Below are 15,306 nucleotides of genomic sequence, written 5' to 3' on the forward strand. Positions count from 1 at the left end.
ATCGCCATGTTTACCTTTATTAAAAAAGTTATTAAGACCGGCACCGCGACGCACGCCTACCCGCTGGAGCCGATGCCGGTGGACAAAAACTTCCGCGGCAAACCGGAGCACAATCCACAGCAGTGTATCGGCTGCGCGGCCTGCGTGAACGCCTGCCCGTCGAACGCCCTGACGGTCGAGACCGATCTGGCCACTAACCAGCTGGCGTGGCAGTTCAACCTCGGGCGCTGCATCTTCTGCGGCCGCTGTGAAGAGGTGTGCCCGACGGCGGCGATTAAGCTGTCGCCGGAGTATGAGCTGGCGGTGTGGAAGAAAGAGGATTTCCTCCAGCAGTCGCGCTTTGCTATCTGCCACTGCCGGGAGTGCCAGCGTCCGTTCGCGGTGCAGAAGGAGATCGACTACGCCATCGCGCTGCTCAAGCATAACGGCGATACCCGCGCCGAGCTGCACCGTGAAAGCTTCGAAACCTGCCCGGAATGCAAGCGCCAGAAATGCCTGGTGCCGTCCGATCGTATTGAACTAACCCGCCATATGAGGGAGGCCAGCTGATGAGTACATTACTTGGCCCGCGCGATGAAAACGGCATTCCCGTGCCGATGACGGTGGATGAATCCATCGCCAGCATGAAGGCCTCGCTGCTGAAGAAGATTAAACGTTCGGCCTACGTCTACCGCGTCGACTGCGGCGGCTGCAACGGCTGTGAAATCGAGATCTTCGCCACCCTTTCGCCGCTGTTCGACGCTGAACGCTTCGGCATTAAGGTGGTGCCTTCGCCGCGCCATGCCGATATTCTGCTGTTTACCGGCGCGGTGACCCGCGCCATGCGCTCCCCGGCGCTGCGCGCCTGGCAGTCGGCGCCGGATCCGAAGATCTGTATCTCCTACGGCGCCTGCGGCAACAGCGGCGGCATCTTCCACGACCTGTACTGCGTCTGGGGCGGCACTGATAAAATCGTACCGGTCGATGTCTATATTCCGGGCTGCCCGCCGACGCCCGCTGCTACCCTGTACGGCTTCGCCATGGCGCTCGGCCTGCTGGAGCAGAAAATTCACGCCCGTCTGCCGGGCGAGCTCGACGAACAGCCGACCGAGCTGCTGCATGCCGATATGGTGCAACCCCTGCGGGTGCGCATCGATCGCGAAGCGCGGCGTCTGGCGGGCTATCGCTATGGCCGGCAGATTGCTGACGACTATATGCGTCTGCTTGGCCAGGGCGACAGTCAGGTGCTGCGCTGGCTGGAGGCGGAGAAAGATCCGCGTCTGACCGAGATCGTCACCCATCTCAACCAGGTGGTCGAGGGGGCGCGTATCCGATGAGCGAGACGGTGGTGTTCAGTCAGCTGAGCCGTAAATTTATTGATGAGAACGACGCCACGCCGGATCAGGCGCAGCAGGTGGTCTATTACAGCCTGGCGATTGGCCACCACCTCGGCGTCATCGACTGTCTGGAGGCGGCGTTAAGCTGCCCGTGGGACGCGTATCTGGCATGGATCGCCACCCTTGAAGCCGGGAGCGCCGCGCGGCGCAAAATGGAGGGCGTGCCGAAGTATGGCGAAATCGTCATCGACAGCAGCCATGTGGCGATGCTGGCCAACGCCTTTGATAAAGCGCAGTCCGCGCAGACCCCGCAGCAGCAGGCGTGGAGCAAAACCCTGCTCAGCATGCTGCATGATATTCACCAGGAGAGCGCCATCTATCTGATGGTGAGGAGATTACGTGACTGACGTTTTACTCTGTGTTGGCAACAGCATGATGGGCGACGACGGTGCCGGCCCGCTGCTGGCGGAGATGTGCGCGGCGAACCCGGCCGGCCAGTGGGTGGTCATCGACGGCGGCAGCGCGCCGGAAAACGACATCGTGGCGATCCGCGAATTACGCCCCGAACGCCTGCTGATTGTCGATGCCACCGATATGGGCCTCAACCCCGGCGACATTCGCGTCATCGATCCCGACGATATCGCCGAGATGTTTATGATGACCACCCATAACATGCCGCTCAACTATCTGGTCGATCAGCTGAAAGAGGACGTCGGCGAGGTGATCTTCCTCGGCATTCAGCCGGATATCGTCGGTTTTTATTATCCGATGACCCAGCCGGTAAAAGAGGCCGTTGCCCGGGTGTACCAGCAGCTGGCAGGCTGGCAGGGCCAGGGCGGCTTTGCCCGGCTGGAGGCTGAAGACGATTAACCCAGCGGCGAACCGGGCTCTCCGCCGGCGCACGACTGACCGGCCGGGAGCCCCGTTCCCGGCGGCGCCAGCTCAAGATTCTCTATCACTAATTTCCCGGGCGACACCGAGACTCTGACCTGCGTGCCGACCGGAAACCCCGCCTGCTCCAGCCAGTCGCCGTTCAGGCTCAGGGCTGCGTGGCGGGTGTAGCGCCGTGTCTCCCGTGTTTTGCGGTCCTCATGGCGTTTTCTGACATATCCCACGGTTAACTGGCGAATGGCCCTGGCTATCCCTCTGGCTGCGGTAGGGTGCTGTGCGCTCATGATGTGCTCCTTGCTGAAAATACCCCTGTAAAAGTACTGTATAAAATACCAGTTATTGTGAACAGGAGGCAAACCAGAAACTGGAATCAGGCTCGAGAAAAAAGCATGTAATGGATGCAACAGAAAGCAGACGCCCATCCCCGTTTATCGCGGGAAATGGGCGCGTGTGGGCGAGGGGGCTTAGTCGAGATCGGCGCCGTTGCTGGCTATCACCTTCTGGTACCAGAAGAATGACTTTTTACGCTTACGCGCCAGCGTGCCGTTGCCGGCATCGTCGCGATCGACATAGACAAAGCCGTAGCGCTTGCTCATCTCGCCGGTTGACGCTGAGACCAGATCGATGCAGCCCCAGCTGGTGTAGCCCAGCACCGGAATGCCGTCGCCGATAGCGTCGCGCATGGCCCTGATGTGCTCGCGCAGGTAGCTGATGCGATAGTCGTCATTGATGTCGCCATTGGCGTCGATCTCATCGCGAGCGCCAAGCCCGTTTTCCACCAGGAACAGTGGTTTCTGATAGCGGTCATACATCATGTTCATGGTGATGCGCAGGCCCAGCGGGTCGATGCCCCAGCCCCACTCGCTGGCCGGGATGTGCGGGTTCTTCAGCGACTTGACGATGTTGGCGGCATTGGTGTTGCTGGCGTTCATCTCCGCCGAGGCGCAGCGCGACGCGTAGTAGCTAAAGGAGACGAAATCGACGGTGTTTTTTAGGATCTCGTCATCGCCCGGCTGTTTCGCAATCGTGACCCCTTTTTCCCGGAACACCCGCGCGGCCCACACCGGATAGGCGCCGCGCGCCTGGACGTCGATAAAGAACAGATTTTCGCGGTCCTTCTCCAGCGCCATCCACACATCTTCCGGCTTGCAGGAGTAAGGATAGAAATTGCCGCCCGCCAGCATGCAGCCGACCTGGTTCTGCGGGTTAATCTCATGGGCGATTTTTGTCGCCAGCGCGCTGGCCACCAGCTCGTGATGCGCGGCCTGGTACTTCACCTGCTCCTGATTTTCTCCCTCTTCAAACACCAGCCCGGCGCCGGAGTAGGGGCTGTGCAGCATGATATTGATTTCATTGAAGGTCAGCCAGTACTTCACCAGCCCGTCAAAGGCCTCAAAACAGGTGCGGGCGTAGTGGCTGAAAAAATCCACCATTTTGCGGTTACGCCAGGAGCCGTACTCCATCACCAGGTGCATCGGCACGTCGAAATGACACAGCGTGACCAGCGGCTCAATACCGTGCTTTTTGCATTCCTCAAACAGTGAGCGGTAGAAGGCGATGCCCTGCGGATTCGGCTGTTGCTCGTCGCCGCGCGGGAACAGGCGGCTCCAGGCGATGGAGGTGCGGAAGACGCTGAACCCCATCTCGGCCATCAGGGCAATATCTTCTTTATAGCGATGGTAAAAATCGATCGCCTCATGGCTGGGGTAAAACTCGTCTTCACGCAGCGTAAAGCGCTTCTCCAGGCCTAATTTTACCGGCAGGCGGTGGGCGCCGTGGGGAAGGGTATCCACGGTGGTCAGCCCCTTGCCGCCTTCAAAATAAGCGCCTTCAGACTGGTTGGCGGCCAGTGCGCCGCCCCATAAAAATCCCTGTGGGAAACTCGCCATGCATTACCTCATTATTAATTGTGTGTTCAGGCGTGGGATGCCTGGGCCCGGGCCTGGCGCGCTCTGGCGTCGGCAGCGGCCTGTTCAACGGGAATATCTTCAAAGCCGAGGATCAGCGTCAGGGCAAACGACAGCACCACCGACAGCGCCATCACGCCAAATACCCAGACGATAGTCATCGGATTGGCTGGATCGAAAAACTGCACGCTGGTAAACAGCCCAGGCGCCGCCATCGAATGGCTGGCCAGACCGGCGATTCCCGCCACCGCGCCGCAGATAAAGCCGCTGATTAAGCTGGCGATCAGCGGGCGCTTCAGGCGCACCGCCACGCCATACAGCGCCGGTTCGGAAATCCCGGCCAGAATCGCCGATGCCGCGGCGGCCAGCGCCGTCTGGCGCAGCTCCGGGTTTTTGGTTTTCCACGCCACCGCCAGCGACGATCCGCCCAGCGACAGGTTGGCGCCGATCTCCGATGGCATCACCATGCCCTCTTTGCCGGTTTCGGCGATGGTCTGAATGATGGTTGGCGTAAAGACGCGGTGCATCCCGGTCATCACCAGCAGTGGCCACAGCCCGCCCATGATCGCCACCGACAGCCAGCCGAGATAGCTGTGGATCGTATACACCAGCGCGGAAATGGCGCTACCGATCCAGATGCCCAGCGGGCCAATCAGCAGGATCGCCAGCGGGGCGGCGATCAGCACGATCAGCATCGGCTTAAGGAAGTTTTTCGTCACCGCCGGGGTAATGCGATCCACCCAGCGCTCGATATACGACAGGCACCAGGTCATCACCAGCGCCGGGATCACCGTGTAGGTGTATTTCACCGCGGTAACCGGAATAAAGGCAAATTCAACGTGTTCGCCCTGGGCGGCTTTGGCCATCAATTCGATAAACCCGGGATGCACCAGCACCCCGGCGATGGCGATAGCCAGCGACATATTGGTTTTGAATTTCACCGCCGCGGAGGCGGCCACCATCAGCGGCAGGAAGAAAAACGCGCCGTCGCCGATAAGCGTCAGGAGGGTCAGCGTCGGTGAGCCTTTCGGCAACGCGCCGCTCATCTCGAGGATCATCGCCAGCAGCTTGACCATCGATCCGCCGATAATCGCCGGGATCAGCGGCGACATGGTGCCGATCAGCGCGTCCAGGATCCCGGCGCCGATGCGTTTCAGGGTCAGCGGCGCTTTGCCCTGCGGCTCAGCCGGGCGCAGGTCGCCAGGCAGCAGATTCACCACCTCGCGGTAGGCCTGGGAAACGGTATTGCCGATGATCACCTGGCACTGGTTATCGCTGCGCACAACGCCGAGTACCCCGGTCAGGCCTTTCAGGGTGGGGCTATCGACCTTTTCGTCGTCTTTGACCACGAAGCGCAGACGGGTCATGCAGTGGGTCACGGCGGCGACGTTATCGACTCCGCCGATTGCCGCGACTATCTGTTGCGCCAGGGCTGCATAATTTTTCGACATCGGATTTTATCCTGTTTATCAATAGGGTACTGATCTGCTACCGCGCCGCATCGCCGGGCGATACCATGTTTATATAGGAAACCGGTTCCACAAAATCATGGTGAGTTTCATTTGATTGCACAAGAAATAAAAAAAGATGATCTCAATTTTGTGATTTTGATCGCGAATCGTCGCCGTGAGCCGGATCGCGGTGGTGAACAGGGGAATGCTGTAAAAGCGGGAAACGTGCAGTACACTGCCTGCAACTTTTGCAACAGGAAGAATCACATGGCAACGATGCTGGAGGTCGCAAAGCGCGCGGGGGTATCGAAGGCAACCGTTTCGCGGGTACTGTCGGGCAACGGCTATGTCAGTCAGGAGACCAAAGACCGGGTGTTTAAGGCAGTGGCGGAGAGCGGCTATCGGCCTAATCTGCTGGCGCGCAACCTGGCGACCAAAACGACGCAAACCCTGGGCCTGGTGGTGACCAACACCCTGTATCATGGCGTCTATTTCAGCGAGCTGCTGTATCACGTGGCGCGGATGACAGAGGACAAGGGACGACAGCTGATCCTGGCCGACGGCAAGCACAGCGCGCAAGAGGAGCGGGAGGCGATCCAGTACCTGCTGGACCTGCGCTGCGATGCGATCATCATCTACCCGCGCTTTCTCACCGTTGACGAGATGGACGAGATCGTTGAGAACCACTCGCAGCCGATCATGGTGCTTAATCGCCGCCTGCGCCGCCACGCCAGCCACTGCGTCTGGTCCGATCAAAAAGCCTCGGCGATGCGGGTGGTGGAGCGGCTGATTGCGCTTGGCCATCGCGATATCGCCTTTATTACCGGCTCCCTTGACTCACCCACCGGCGTCGAACGCCTTGCCGGCTACAAAGACGCGTTGGCTGGCCACGGCATCGCCCTGAACGAGGCGCTCATCGCGGAGGGGCGCTGGACGCCGGAAACCGGCGCGGCGGCGGTGGAGAGCCTGCGTCAGCGCGGGGTGACCTACAGCGCGCTGGTGGCGAGCAATGACGATATGGCTATCGGGGCGATGAAGCAGCTTCACCAGCTGGGCGTAAAGGTTCCGGATCAGGTCTCGGTGGTGGGGTTTGACGATATTGTGCTGGCGCCGTATATGGTGCCGTCGCTCGCCAGCGTTCGGGTACCGGTGACGGAGATGATTAAAGAGAGCATCAATCGGCTGATATTTATGCTGGATGGTGGGGAATTCAACTTTCAGCAGAGCTTCCCCGGGGCGCTAATTGAGCGTGATTCACTGGTGGCGGGTCCCTGTGCCTGACGTCGTCAGCTGTCATCGTCACTACTGACGATGACAGCAAATATTCGATTTAATTCTCTTAACTATCAATAATATAAAAACTGGAACGTATTATGCATATTCCGGCGCCTAACCTTCTTACTGCTGGAGAAATGGATGAACCGTTTCATTATCGCCGATGCGAGCAAATGTATCGGCTGTCGCACTTGCGAAGTGGCCTGCGTGGTGTCCCATCAGGAACATCAGGATTGCGCCGCCCTGACGCCTCACACCTTTCAACCGCGTATTCACGTGATCAAAGGGGTCAATGTCTCCACGGCGACCGCCTGCCGTCAGTGTGAAGACGCCCCCTGCGCCAACGTCTGCCCGAACGGCGCCATCAGCCGCGATAAAGGCTTTGTCCATGTGATGCAGGAGCGCTGCATCGGCTGCAAAACCTGCGTTGTTGCCTGCCCGTACGGGGCGATGGAGGTGGTGGTGCGCCCGGTGATCCGCCATAGCGGTGCCGGACTGAACGTCGTGGCGGAAAAAGCCGAAGCCAACAAGTGCGACCTCTGCTTCCACCGCGAGAGCGGCCCGGCCTGCATGGAAGTCTGCCCGACGCACGCCCTGGTGTGCGTTGACCGCAACAAGCTGGAGCAGATGAATATCGAGAAACGTCGCCGTACGGCGCTGGCCTGGTAAGTCGTGGCATGAACGGGGTGCAAATCCGCATTCGCGGTAAAGTGCAGGGGGTGGGGTTCCGCCCCTTTGTCTGGCAGCTGGCCCGGAGGCAGGCCCGCTGCGGCGATGTCTGTAATGACGGTGACGGCGTCCTCGTGCGGCTGGCCGGGGGCGACGATGGTTTTACTGCCGCCCTGGCTGACCACTGCCCGCCGCTGGCGCGTATCGACAGCACCGACTGCACCCCTTATTGCTGGACGGCCACGCCGCAGGATTTCACCATCCGCGAGAGCGGGGCGGGACGCATGCGCACCCAGATCGTGCCCGATGCGGCGACCTGCCCGGCGTGCCTTGCGGAGATGAATGATCCCCGGGCGCGCCGCTACCGCTACCCCTTTATCAACTGCACCCACTGCGGGCCGCGGTTGACCATTATCCGCGCCATGCCCTACGACCGGCCTTTCACCGCAATGGCGCCGTTCCCGCTCTGTTCCCCTTGTGAGGCGGAATTCCGCGATCCTGCGGATCGCCGTTTTCACGCCCAGCCGGTGGCCTGCCCCGACTGCGGGCCGCGCCTGGAATGGCGGGCAGAGGGGGAAACGCTGAACAGCGAGGCGGCGCTGCAGGCGGCCATCACGCGGCTGGCGGCAGGCGACATCGTGGCGATAAAAGGTATCGGCGGCTTTCATTTGGCCTGCGATGCCGGTAATCCCGCTGCCGTTGCCACGCTGCGGGCGAGGAAACACCGTCCGGCGAAACCGCTGGCGGTGATGTTGCCGTCAGCGACGGGCTTACCCGACGACGCCGCGGCGCTGATGGGCTCCCCGGCGGCGCCCATCGTACTGATTGCTAAAGCGCAGGTCTCAGGCCTGTGTGACGAGATTGCGCCAGGGCTTGCGGAAGTTGGGGTGATGCTGCCGTCTAATCCGCTGCAGCATTTGCTTCTGCAGGCTCTGGCGCGCCCCATCGTCATGACCTCCGGCAACCTTAGCGGCCGTCCGCCGGCGTTAAGTAATGCTCAGGCGCTCAACGATTTAGCCGACATTGCCGACGGCTTTCTTTTGCATAATCGCGACATCGTGCAGCGGCTGGATGATTCGCTGGTGCGGTCAAGCGGTGAAATGCTGCGCCGCGCCCGGGGCTACGTCCCGGATGCGCTGCCGCTGCCGCCGGGGCTACGAGACATCCCGCCGCTGCTGGCTCTCGGCGCGGATATGAAAAATACCTTCTGCCTGGCGCGCGGCAGCGAAGCGGTGCTGAGCCAGCACTTTGGCGATCTTGGCGAGGAAGGCGTTGAACAGCAGTGGCGCAGCACCCTGCAACTGATGCAAAGCATTTACGCGTTTGTGCCGCAGCGGGTGGTGGTTGATGCCCATCCCGGCTATCGCTCAACGCAGTGGGCGGCGTCCCTGTCGCTGCCGGTGGAGACAGTGCTGCATCACCATGCTCATGCCGCGGCGTGCCTGGCCGAGCACCGCTGGCCGCTTGACGGCGGCGACGTTATCGCCCTGACCCTCGACGGCATCGGCATGGGGGAGAACGGCGCGCTGTGGGGCGGGGAGTGCCTGCGGGTTAACTATCGCCAGTGCGAACATCTTGGCGGGTTGCCGGCCGTCGCGCTGCCGGGCGGTGACCTGGCGGCGCGCCAGCCGTGGCGAAATCTGCTGGCCCACTGTCTGGCCTTTGTCCCTGACTGGCAGGATTATCCGCAGACCTCCCCCCTGCGCCAGCGCAACTGGCCGCTGCTGGCGCAGGCCATCGATCGCGGCATTAACGCGCCGCGCGCCTCGTCCTGCGGACGGCTGTTTGACGCCGTCGCCTGCGCGCTGGACTGCGCGCCGGAGAGTCTGAGCTATGAAGGCGAAGCGGCCTGTCGGCTGGAGGCGCTGGCCGCCAGTTGCCCCGGCGTCAGCCACCCGGTTACGCTGCCGTGGCGCGACGACGCGCTGGACATGGCGACCTTCTGGCGACAGTGGCTGAACTGGCAGGCGACCCCGGCGCAGAAAGCCTGGGCCTTCCATGACGCCCTGGCCTGTGGGCTGGCGGCGATGGCCCGTGACTGCGCCACCGCCCGCGGCATCGACACGATGGTCTGCAGCGGTGGGGTGCTGCATAACCGCCTGCTGGCGGCGCGATTGACCTTTTATCTGGCGGATTTTACTCTGCTGTTTGCGCAGCAGTTGTCGGCCGGCGACGGCGCAATCGCATATGGTCAGGCGGTGATCGCCGCCGCCCGCGGGCAGGCTCAAGGAACACAACAATGATAATGACAGTTTTACGCCAGCAGCCGCGCGCTGCGGGACTGGTGTTGGGGTTGATCGCGGCAAACTTACTGGCCTGGTGCTGGGCGCTGCAGGCCTTTGGCGACAGCGGCGCGCTGATGGCCGCCAGCCTGCTGGCCTGGGGCTACGGCCTGCGCCACGCGGTCGATGCCGACCATATCGCGGCGATTGATAACGTGACCCGTAAGATGATGCAGCAGGGGCGGCGGCCTTTCGCCGTCGGGGCCTGGTTCTCGCTGGGCCACTCATCGATTGTGGTATTGGCCTCGGCGGCGATTGCCGCGACCGCCACGGCCTTCAGCGCGCAGATGAGCTGGCTGCACGACACCGGTAGCGTCATCGGCACCGCCGTGTCGGCCCTGTTTTTACTGGCGATGGCCTTTATCAACCTGGTGATTTTACGCAGCGTGTGGCGCAGCTTTCGGGCGTGGAAGCGCGGTGAGAAAGTGAGCGACGAAATCGTCAGCGGCGGCGGGGTGATGAGCTGGCTGTTTGGCAAAACCTTCCGTCTGGTCAGCCGCAGCTGGCAGATGTACCTGGTCGGCTTCCTGTTCGGCCTCGGTTTTGACACCGCTACCGAAATCGGTGTGCTGGGTATCTCCGCCGCCGGCGCGTCGAGCGGGATTTCCGTCTGGTCGATTATGGTCTTCCCGGCGCTGTTCGCCAGCGGTATGGCGCTGGTGGATACCCTCGATAACGTGCTGATGGTCGGCGCCTACGGCTGGGCATTCAGCAAACCGCAGCGCAAGCTTTATTACAATATGACCATCACCGGCACCTCGGTGGTAGTGGCGCTGTTTATCGGCGGCCTGGAGGCGCTGGGTCTGCTGATGGATAAGTTTGCGCTCAGTGGCGGGATATGGCGCTGGGTGGGGATGTTAAACGATAACCTTGGCGATGCCGGATTTGTGGTGGTCGGGTTGTTTGTCGCCTGTTGGGCGCTGTCGGTGCTTAACTACCGCTGGCGCGGCTACGACAATCTGGCGCGTTAACCTGGATATTTTCCCGGCTTGCGCTGCGCTTAGCCGGGCTACCCGACCTGCCTGGCGGCGCTGCTCTGCGCAGGCTGACCCAGGTCCTGGCGATGCATCACTCTGCGTCAATAATCTCAATTACTTAACTCATTGAAAAATTATTATTTTTTATCAAACCTTCATTTTCCCTCGTTTTAACGACCCGAAGTATCTGTGATTCACCTCTTATTTACATAATTTAAACCAATCGTTAACTGGATAAAAACACGGCAGCCTCGTTATAGTAGTTTTGTAAAATAAAACTAAGTTGTACAGAGTGCAACAAAGGCGAGATGTTCATGGAGATCGTTACCGCGCCGCACCTTGCGGCCAGAAACGTGTGGCTTGCGTTACCTGGTGAAGCAACATGACAACCCAGGCAGCCCATCCTCATCTCCAGGCGCGGCAAAACGGACGCATCAGGCTGAAGTCACTTATTTCGTCACTACATCGTTTTCCTGATAAACATAATGAAACCCTGCGAGGAAACCATGACCGATCAATTACCGAACCGCGCGACCGATAACGACGTGCTGGAAAAAGAGACCATGCGGCGGGTTATCTGGCGCATCCTGCCTTTCCTGGTTGTCAGCTACCTGGTGTCGATTATTGACCGGGGCAATATTGGTATGGCTGCGCTGCAGATGAATGAGGATCTGGGCCTGAGTAAGGCGGCTTTTGGCTTCGCCAGCAGTTTGTATTTTGTGGCCTATTTTATCTTTGAGGTGCCCAGTAACCTGGCGATGCAGAAGGTGGGGGCCCGCTTGTGGATCCCGCGCATTATGATCAGTTGGGGAGTGGTATCGATGTGTATGGCGCTGGTGCAAAACACCACCTCCCTTTACATCGTACGTTTTTTGCTGGGTGCTGCCGAAGCGGGCTTTTTTCCTGGCGTGGTGCTCTATCTTACCTGGTGGATCCCGTCACGCTACCGTGCGCGCATCATTGCCTCTTTTATGGTGGCCATTCCGCTGGCTAACTTTATCGGCTCACCGCTTTCTGGGCTGATCCTGATGTTGGATGGCTGGTTAGGGCTGCGCGGCTGGCATCTGTTATTCATTATTGAAGGGTTGCCGGCGGTACTGCTGGGGATTGCCGCTTTCTTTATTTTGCGCGACCGCCCGCATCAGGCTGCCTGGTTAAACGACCGGCAGAAAGCGTGGCTGGAAAACACGCTTCAGGCGGAGCGCCAACAGCAGACACAGATCGGCCACACCACCACATGGCAACTGTTGAAGCATCGCCAAATCTGGATCATGGCGCTGATTTACGCCGGCGCGTCATCTGCCGGCACCACGCTTAGCGTCTGGTCTCCACAGCTGCTGAAGTCGTTCCATCTTGATAACCTGACCACCGGGCTGCTGAATGCCATCCCCTATGGACTGGCGTCGGTGCTGATGATTGTCTGGGGACGCAGTTCGGACCGGAAAAATGAACGCCGCTGGCACACGGCGCTTACCCTCTTTATGATTGCGGCTGGCGTGTTCGCGGCGTTTATCAATCTGTCGCTTCCGGCCACCATTATGATCCTCAGTACCATACTGATTGGCGCTTATGCGGCGAAGGGCCCATTCTGGGCGCTGGCATCGGGCTGGATGAGCAGCACGTCCGCTGCCGCCGGGCTGGCGGCCATCGGCGCGATCGCCAACCTGATTGGCGGCGCGGTGATGGTGAATGCCTATGGCATTATTAGCGAACGGACAGGAAGCCATACGCTGGCGATGCTGCCGCTGGCCGCCTTGTGTCTGGCAGGCGGCATTGCGGTGCTGGCCATGGGACGGCGTTACTCGCAGACTGCCAGGCAGGAAAAACAGGTGACCCATTAATAAGCAAAGGCGGGATTTTTCCCGCCTTCTTAGCCAATCTTACTCTTTCAGACCGTAAAACCTTTCGCAGAATGGCTTGCTGGCGCCTAGCTTGAGCGACAGGCGGTTGGCCGTCTCCTGCATGAGCTGGCTGATGCCGCTCTCTTTACGATCTTCCGTCAGACGCGATGCCGGCCCGGTCAGGGCCAGCGCCGCGATCAGCTTATCGTGGACGCCAAACACTGGCATTGCGAAGGCCGCGGTGTGCGGGTCGCGCGCGCCGGAGGTATAAAACGGCAGCGTCGGTTCGTCTTCCTGCAACGATTCACCCAATCCCCAGTGGCGTAAAACTTTGCTGATAGCGGAACCATCCAGCGGGAACTGGCTGCCGGGCAGGTTGCTGTGGCGTAATCCCTGGGAGGCTTCGGCGCGGAACAGACACAGGCGTTGCCCCCCCTCAATCACATACCAGCTCGCGCTTTCGCTGGAGGCCTGTGACAGCGCCTGCAATTCCGGCTGTACGACTCTGGCAAGTTCAAATGATTGCTCATAGAGCTTGCCGAGAAAGAGCAGACGGTGGCCGAGCGTATAGGTGCCATCGTCGTGCCGGATGATGTAGTTCATTCGCTCAAGCGAATTCATCAGGCGATAAACGGTTGTTTTGTGATATCCCGAAAGCTGGGCCAGCTCCGTTAACGTCAGACTGTCATTACCGGGACGGAAGCAATCAAGTAAAGCCAGCGCCTTTTCAACGGCAATTACACCTTCATTCCCCATCATGTTCTCCTTTTTGCCGAACAAAATTGTACCTGAATTTTGTGAGTAACTTCGTGTTTACATCACAAACAACTTCGCAACACTGGCGAAAAGCGAAGCAATGCTCGTATAGTTGTTTTATATAGTACACATCAGTTGTATCTGGTAAAACAAATGGAGAGTAACCATGCCTGTTTCACAACAGAAACTCATCAACTTTGATATTGCGCGTGTTGACGCGGAAGAGGTCCGCCAGGCCGCCGAATTTCAGGCCGCCATTCTGGCTGACGTGGCCGGACGCCGTGGCACATTACATGGCCGCATCAAGCCGCTGGCGCCGCATATGGCGGTTGCCGGGCCGGCGATTACTGTAGAGGTCCGTCCGGGGGATAACCTGGCTATTCACGCCGCAATGGCCGTCGCCAAACCTGGCGACGTGCTGGTCATCGACGGGAAGGGCGATCTCTCCTGCGCGCTGCTGGGAGAGATCATGGCGACGCAGGCCCAGGCCAGCGGTATCGCAGGGATCATCATCGACGGCGCCGTTCGCGATGCGGAAACCTTAAGTAAACAACGCTTTCCGGTTTTCGCCGCCGGCCTGAATCCGTGCGGCCCCACCAAGTTCATTCCAGGCAGGGTCAATCATGCTATTTCAGTCGGTGGCGCCGCCGTGCAGGCAGGTGACTTAGTGGTAGGGGATATTGACGGCGTGGTCGTTATCCCGCGCGATGAAGTCCGCACCATCATCGAACTGGCGAAAGGCAAACTGGCGATGGAATCAAAACGTCTGGTTGCTATCCGCGACGGCGACCTTCGTCCGCACTGGCTGGAGAGCGCTCTGCGTCAGGCAGGGATGCTGAGCGAAGGGGAGACACTGCCATGAGCGCTAAAAACGTCATCCTGATTACCGGCAACGATTTGGCTGCAGCAGCGCTGGAGATGCTGGAAGATTACGAGCTTGTCTTTGCCGGCCGCCAGCCAACAGAATCTCAGCTGATAGCCCTGTGCCAGCAGCACAATCCGCAGGCGATACTGGTGCGCTATGGCAAAATCACGGCCGCCGTCATGGATGCCGCCCCGGCATTGAAGGTGATTGCCAAACATGGCAGCGGTATTGATGTCATTGACGTTGAGGCGGCCACCGCGCGCGGCATTATGGTTCGCGCGGCGACGGGGGCCAATGCCGCCGCGGTTTCCGAACACACCTGGGCGTTAATTCTGGCCTGTGCCAAGTCGGTCATTCCCCTTGACCGCCGCCTGCGTGAAGGGCACTGGGATAAATCAACGCATAAATCGCTTGAACTTGAGGGCAGAACGCTGGGACTGGTCGGCCTGGGCGCCATTGGTAGCCGTGTGGCGAAGATTGCCGTCGCCTTTGGTATGAAGGTTCTGGCTTACGATCCCTACGCGAAAACGGTCCCGCCGGAATGTGAACGTGTTGACGAACTCAAAGACCTGCTGATGCAGGCCGATGTTCTGTCCCTTCATTGTCCCTTGACGCAACACAATAGGGGAATGATCAATGCTGCCACGCTGGCGCAGTGTAAGCCGGGCGCTATCCTGGTGAATACTGCGCGCGGCGGGTTGATTGACGATGCGGCGCTGGCCGCAGCATTAAAAGCGGGGACCTTGCGCTGGGCGGCGCTCGACAGCTTTCACAGTGAACCACTCACCACGCCGCATATCTGGCAGGCGATTGATAATGTCATTCTGTCTCCGCATGTGGGTGGCGTTAGCGATGCCTCTTACGTGAAAATGGGGACCGCCGCCGCAGCCAACATTCTGCAGGTGCTGCAGGAGTCGGCTCAGACAGAAACAACGTATTAAGAGTTAACCGAACCTGCGCTCCCGGTTAATTTTTCTGCACTCTGTTTTCCGTGGCGCAGGGTGCGCACAGGGGGCGGCCAGTCGCCGCCCCTGCCCCGGCGGGGGCCTACAGGATATGAGCTTACGGGCGGCCTC

General features: G+C 60.0%; 15 protein-coding genes. 11 read left to right on the forward strand and 4 right to left on the reverse strand.

Translation table 11 applies throughout. The features are described from left to right. The first annotated feature begins 6 nt into the window (after window positions 1–6). From CWM57_RS07550 to hycI, 4 genes are read left to right on the forward strand one after another with little or no spacing between them, the layout of a single operon-like run. Window positions 7–549 carry a formate hydrogenlyase complex iron-sulfur subunit gene (locus CWM57_RS07550; protein ID WP_023290793.1) on the forward strand — a complete coding sequence of 181 codons (543 nt, stop codon included), beginning with the start codon at window positions 7–9 and terminating at the stop codon, window positions 547–549. Then, window positions 549–1,316, forward strand: coding sequence for an NADH-quinone oxidoreductase subunit B family protein (locus CWM57_RS07555; protein WP_002914891.1), 768 nt, complete (start codon window positions 549–551; stop codon window positions 1,314–1,316). Before CWM57_RS07550 ends, CWM57_RS07555 begins: the two co-directional genes overlap by 1 nt. Beyond that, the gene (locus CWM57_RS07560) at window positions 1,313–1,723 is read left to right on the forward strand and encodes a formate hydrogenlyase maturation HycH family protein (RefSeq protein ID WP_002914887.1); all 411 of its coding nucleotides are present in this window, start codon (window positions 1,313–1,315) and stop codon (window positions 1,721–1,723) included. The genes CWM57_RS07555 and CWM57_RS07560 overlap by 4 nt, the downstream gene beginning before the upstream one ends. Next, window positions 1,716–2,186 carry a hydrogenase maturation peptidase HycI gene (hycI, locus tag CWM57_RS07565; RefSeq protein ID WP_061153555.1) on the forward strand — a complete coding sequence of 157 codons (471 nt, stop codon included), beginning with the start codon at window positions 1,716–1,718 and terminating at the stop codon, window positions 2,184–2,186. Before CWM57_RS07560 ends, hycI begins: the two co-directional genes overlap by 8 nt. On the opposite strand, the gene CWM57_RS07570 is transcribed toward hycI, so the two are convergent. The 3 genes from CWM57_RS07570 to ascF form a co-directional block, all read right to left on the reverse strand. Then, window positions 2,183–2,491: a SymE family type I addiction module toxin gene (locus tag CWM57_RS07570; protein ID WP_074387766.1), complete on the reverse strand. Its 309-nt coding sequence runs from the start codon at window positions 2,489–2,491 to the stop codon at window positions 2,183–2,185. The genes hycI and CWM57_RS07570 overlap by 4 nt on opposite strands. 180 nt (window positions 2,492–2,671) lie before the next feature. Further along, window positions 2,672–4,096 (reverse strand): 6-phospho-beta-glucosidase, encoded by a 1,425-nt coding sequence (locus tag CWM57_RS07575; protein WP_074387767.1) that lies wholly within the window; start codon window positions 4,094–4,096, stop codon window positions 2,672–2,674. 26 nt (window positions 4,097–4,122) lie between these two features. Beyond that, window positions 4,123–5,565, reverse strand: a complete 1,443-nt coding sequence (gene ascF, locus CWM57_RS07580) for a PTS cellobiose/arbutin/salicin transporter subunit IIBC (protein ID WP_016161696.1) — start codon at window positions 5,563–5,565, stop codon at window positions 4,123–4,125. Window positions 5,566–5,832: 267 nt separating this feature from the next. On the opposite strand from ascF, the gene CWM57_RS07590 reads away from it, so the two are divergent. The 5 genes from CWM57_RS07590 to CWM57_RS07610 all read left to right on the forward strand — a co-directional run bounded on the left by CWM57_RS07590 (window position 5,833) and on the right by CWM57_RS07610 (window position 12,609). Continuing rightward, window positions 5,833–6,846, forward strand: coding sequence for a LacI family DNA-binding transcriptional regulator (locus tag CWM57_RS07590; protein ID WP_016161695.1), 1,014 nt, complete (start codon window positions 5,833–5,835; stop codon window positions 6,844–6,846). A gap of 135 nt (window positions 6,847–6,981) precedes the next feature. Then, window positions 6,982–7,509, forward strand: coding sequence for an electron transport protein HydN (hydN, locus tag CWM57_RS07595; protein ID WP_008806174.1), 528 nt, complete (start codon window positions 6,982–6,984; stop codon window positions 7,507–7,509). A gap of 8 nt (window positions 7,510–7,517) precedes the next feature. Beyond that, complete coding sequence (hypF, locus tag CWM57_RS07600; RefSeq protein WP_100675855.1) at window positions 7,518–9,752, forward strand: carbamoyltransferase HypF; 2,235 nt, start codon at window positions 7,518–7,520, stop codon at window positions 9,750–9,752. Then, window positions 9,749–10,762: a HoxN/HupN/NixA family nickel/cobalt transporter gene (locus tag CWM57_RS07605; protein ID WP_008806172.1), complete on the forward strand. Its 1,014-nt coding sequence runs from the start codon at window positions 9,749–9,751 to the stop codon at window positions 10,760–10,762. The genes hypF and CWM57_RS07605 overlap by 4 nt, the downstream gene beginning before the upstream one ends. Window positions 10,763–11,274: 512 nt before the next feature. After that, window positions 11,275–12,609: an MFS transporter gene (locus tag CWM57_RS07610; protein WP_100675892.1), complete on the forward strand. Its 1,335-nt coding sequence runs from the start codon at window positions 11,275–11,277 to the stop codon at window positions 12,607–12,609. Between the two features lie 39 nt (window positions 12,610–12,648). Here CWM57_RS07610 and CWM57_RS07615 read toward each other — a convergent pair whose 3' ends face one another. Then, on the reverse strand, window positions 12,649–13,365 hold the full coding sequence (locus tag CWM57_RS07615) for an IclR family transcriptional regulator (RefSeq protein WP_100675856.1): 717 nt from the start codon (window positions 13,363–13,365) through the stop codon (window positions 12,649–12,651). A 166-nt stretch (window positions 13,366–13,531) separates the two neighbouring features. Between CWM57_RS07615 and CWM57_RS07620 the strand changes: the two genes are divergently transcribed. Continuing rightward, window positions 13,532–14,227, forward strand: a complete 696-nt coding sequence (locus CWM57_RS07620) for a methyltransferase (protein ID WP_100675857.1) — start codon at window positions 13,532–13,534, stop codon at window positions 14,225–14,227. After that, the gene (locus CWM57_RS07625; protein WP_074387772.1) at window positions 14,224–15,171 is read left to right on the forward strand and encodes a hydroxyacid dehydrogenase; all 948 of its coding nucleotides are present in this window, start codon (window positions 14,224–14,226) and stop codon (window positions 15,169–15,171) included. The genes CWM57_RS07620 and CWM57_RS07625 overlap by 4 nt, the downstream gene beginning before the upstream one ends. Window positions 15,172–15,306 lie beyond the last annotated feature (135 nt).

It is taken from the genome of Klebsiella sp. G-Nf4 (assembly GCF_002810615.1).
GTDB classification, from domain to species: Bacteria; Pseudomonadota; Gammaproteobacteria; order Enterobacterales; family Enterobacteriaceae; genus Klebsiella; species Klebsiella variicola.

Coding starts and splice junctions, on each gene's coding strand:
- ascF (WP_016161696.1), bottom strand. CDS start 5,565: ATGTCGAAAAATTATGCAGCCCTGGCGCAACAGATAGTCGCGGCAATC.
- CWM57_RS07620 (WP_100675857.1), top strand. CDS start 13,532: ATGCCTGTTTCACAACAGAAACTCATCAACTTTGATATTGCGCGTGTT.
- CWM57_RS07570 (WP_074387766.1), bottom strand. CDS start 2,491: ATGAGCGCACAGCACCCTACCGCAGCCAGAGGGATAGCCAGGGCCATT.
- hypF (WP_100675855.1), top strand. CDS start 7,518: ATGAACGGGGTGCAAATCCGCATTCGCGGTAAAGTGCAGGGGGTGGGG.
- hydN (WP_008806174.1), top strand. CDS start 6,982: ATGAACCGTTTCATTATCGCCGATGCGAGCAAATGTATCGGCTGTCGC.
- CWM57_RS07550 (WP_023290793.1), top strand. CDS start 7: ATGTTTACCTTTATTAAAAAAGTTATTAAGACCGGCACCGCGACGCAC.
- CWM57_RS07560 (WP_002914887.1), top strand. CDS start 1,313: ATGAGCGAGACGGTGGTGTTCAGTCAGCTGAGCCGTAAATTTATTGAT.
- CWM57_RS07610 (WP_100675892.1), top strand. CDS start 11,275: ATGACCGATCAATTACCGAACCGCGCGACCGATAACGACGTGCTGGAA.
- CWM57_RS07615 (WP_100675856.1), bottom strand. CDS start 13,365: ATGGGGAATGAAGGTGTAATTGCCGTTGAAAAGGCGCTGGCTTTACTT.
- CWM57_RS07555 (WP_002914891.1), top strand. CDS start 549: ATGAGTACATTACTTGGCCCGCGCGATGAAAACGGCATTCCCGTGCCG.
- CWM57_RS07605 (WP_008806172.1), top strand. CDS start 9,749: ATGATAATGACAGTTTTACGCCAGCAGCCGCGCGCTGCGGGACTGGTG.
- CWM57_RS07575 (WP_074387767.1), bottom strand. CDS start 4,096: ATGGCGAGTTTCCCACAGGGATTTTTATGGGGCGGCGCACTGGCCGCC.
- CWM57_RS07590 (WP_016161695.1), top strand. CDS start 5,833: ATGGCAACGATGCTGGAGGTCGCAAAGCGCGCGGGGGTATCGAAGGCA.
- CWM57_RS07625 (WP_074387772.1), top strand. CDS start 14,224: ATGAGCGCTAAAAACGTCATCCTGATTACCGGCAACGATTTGGCTGCA.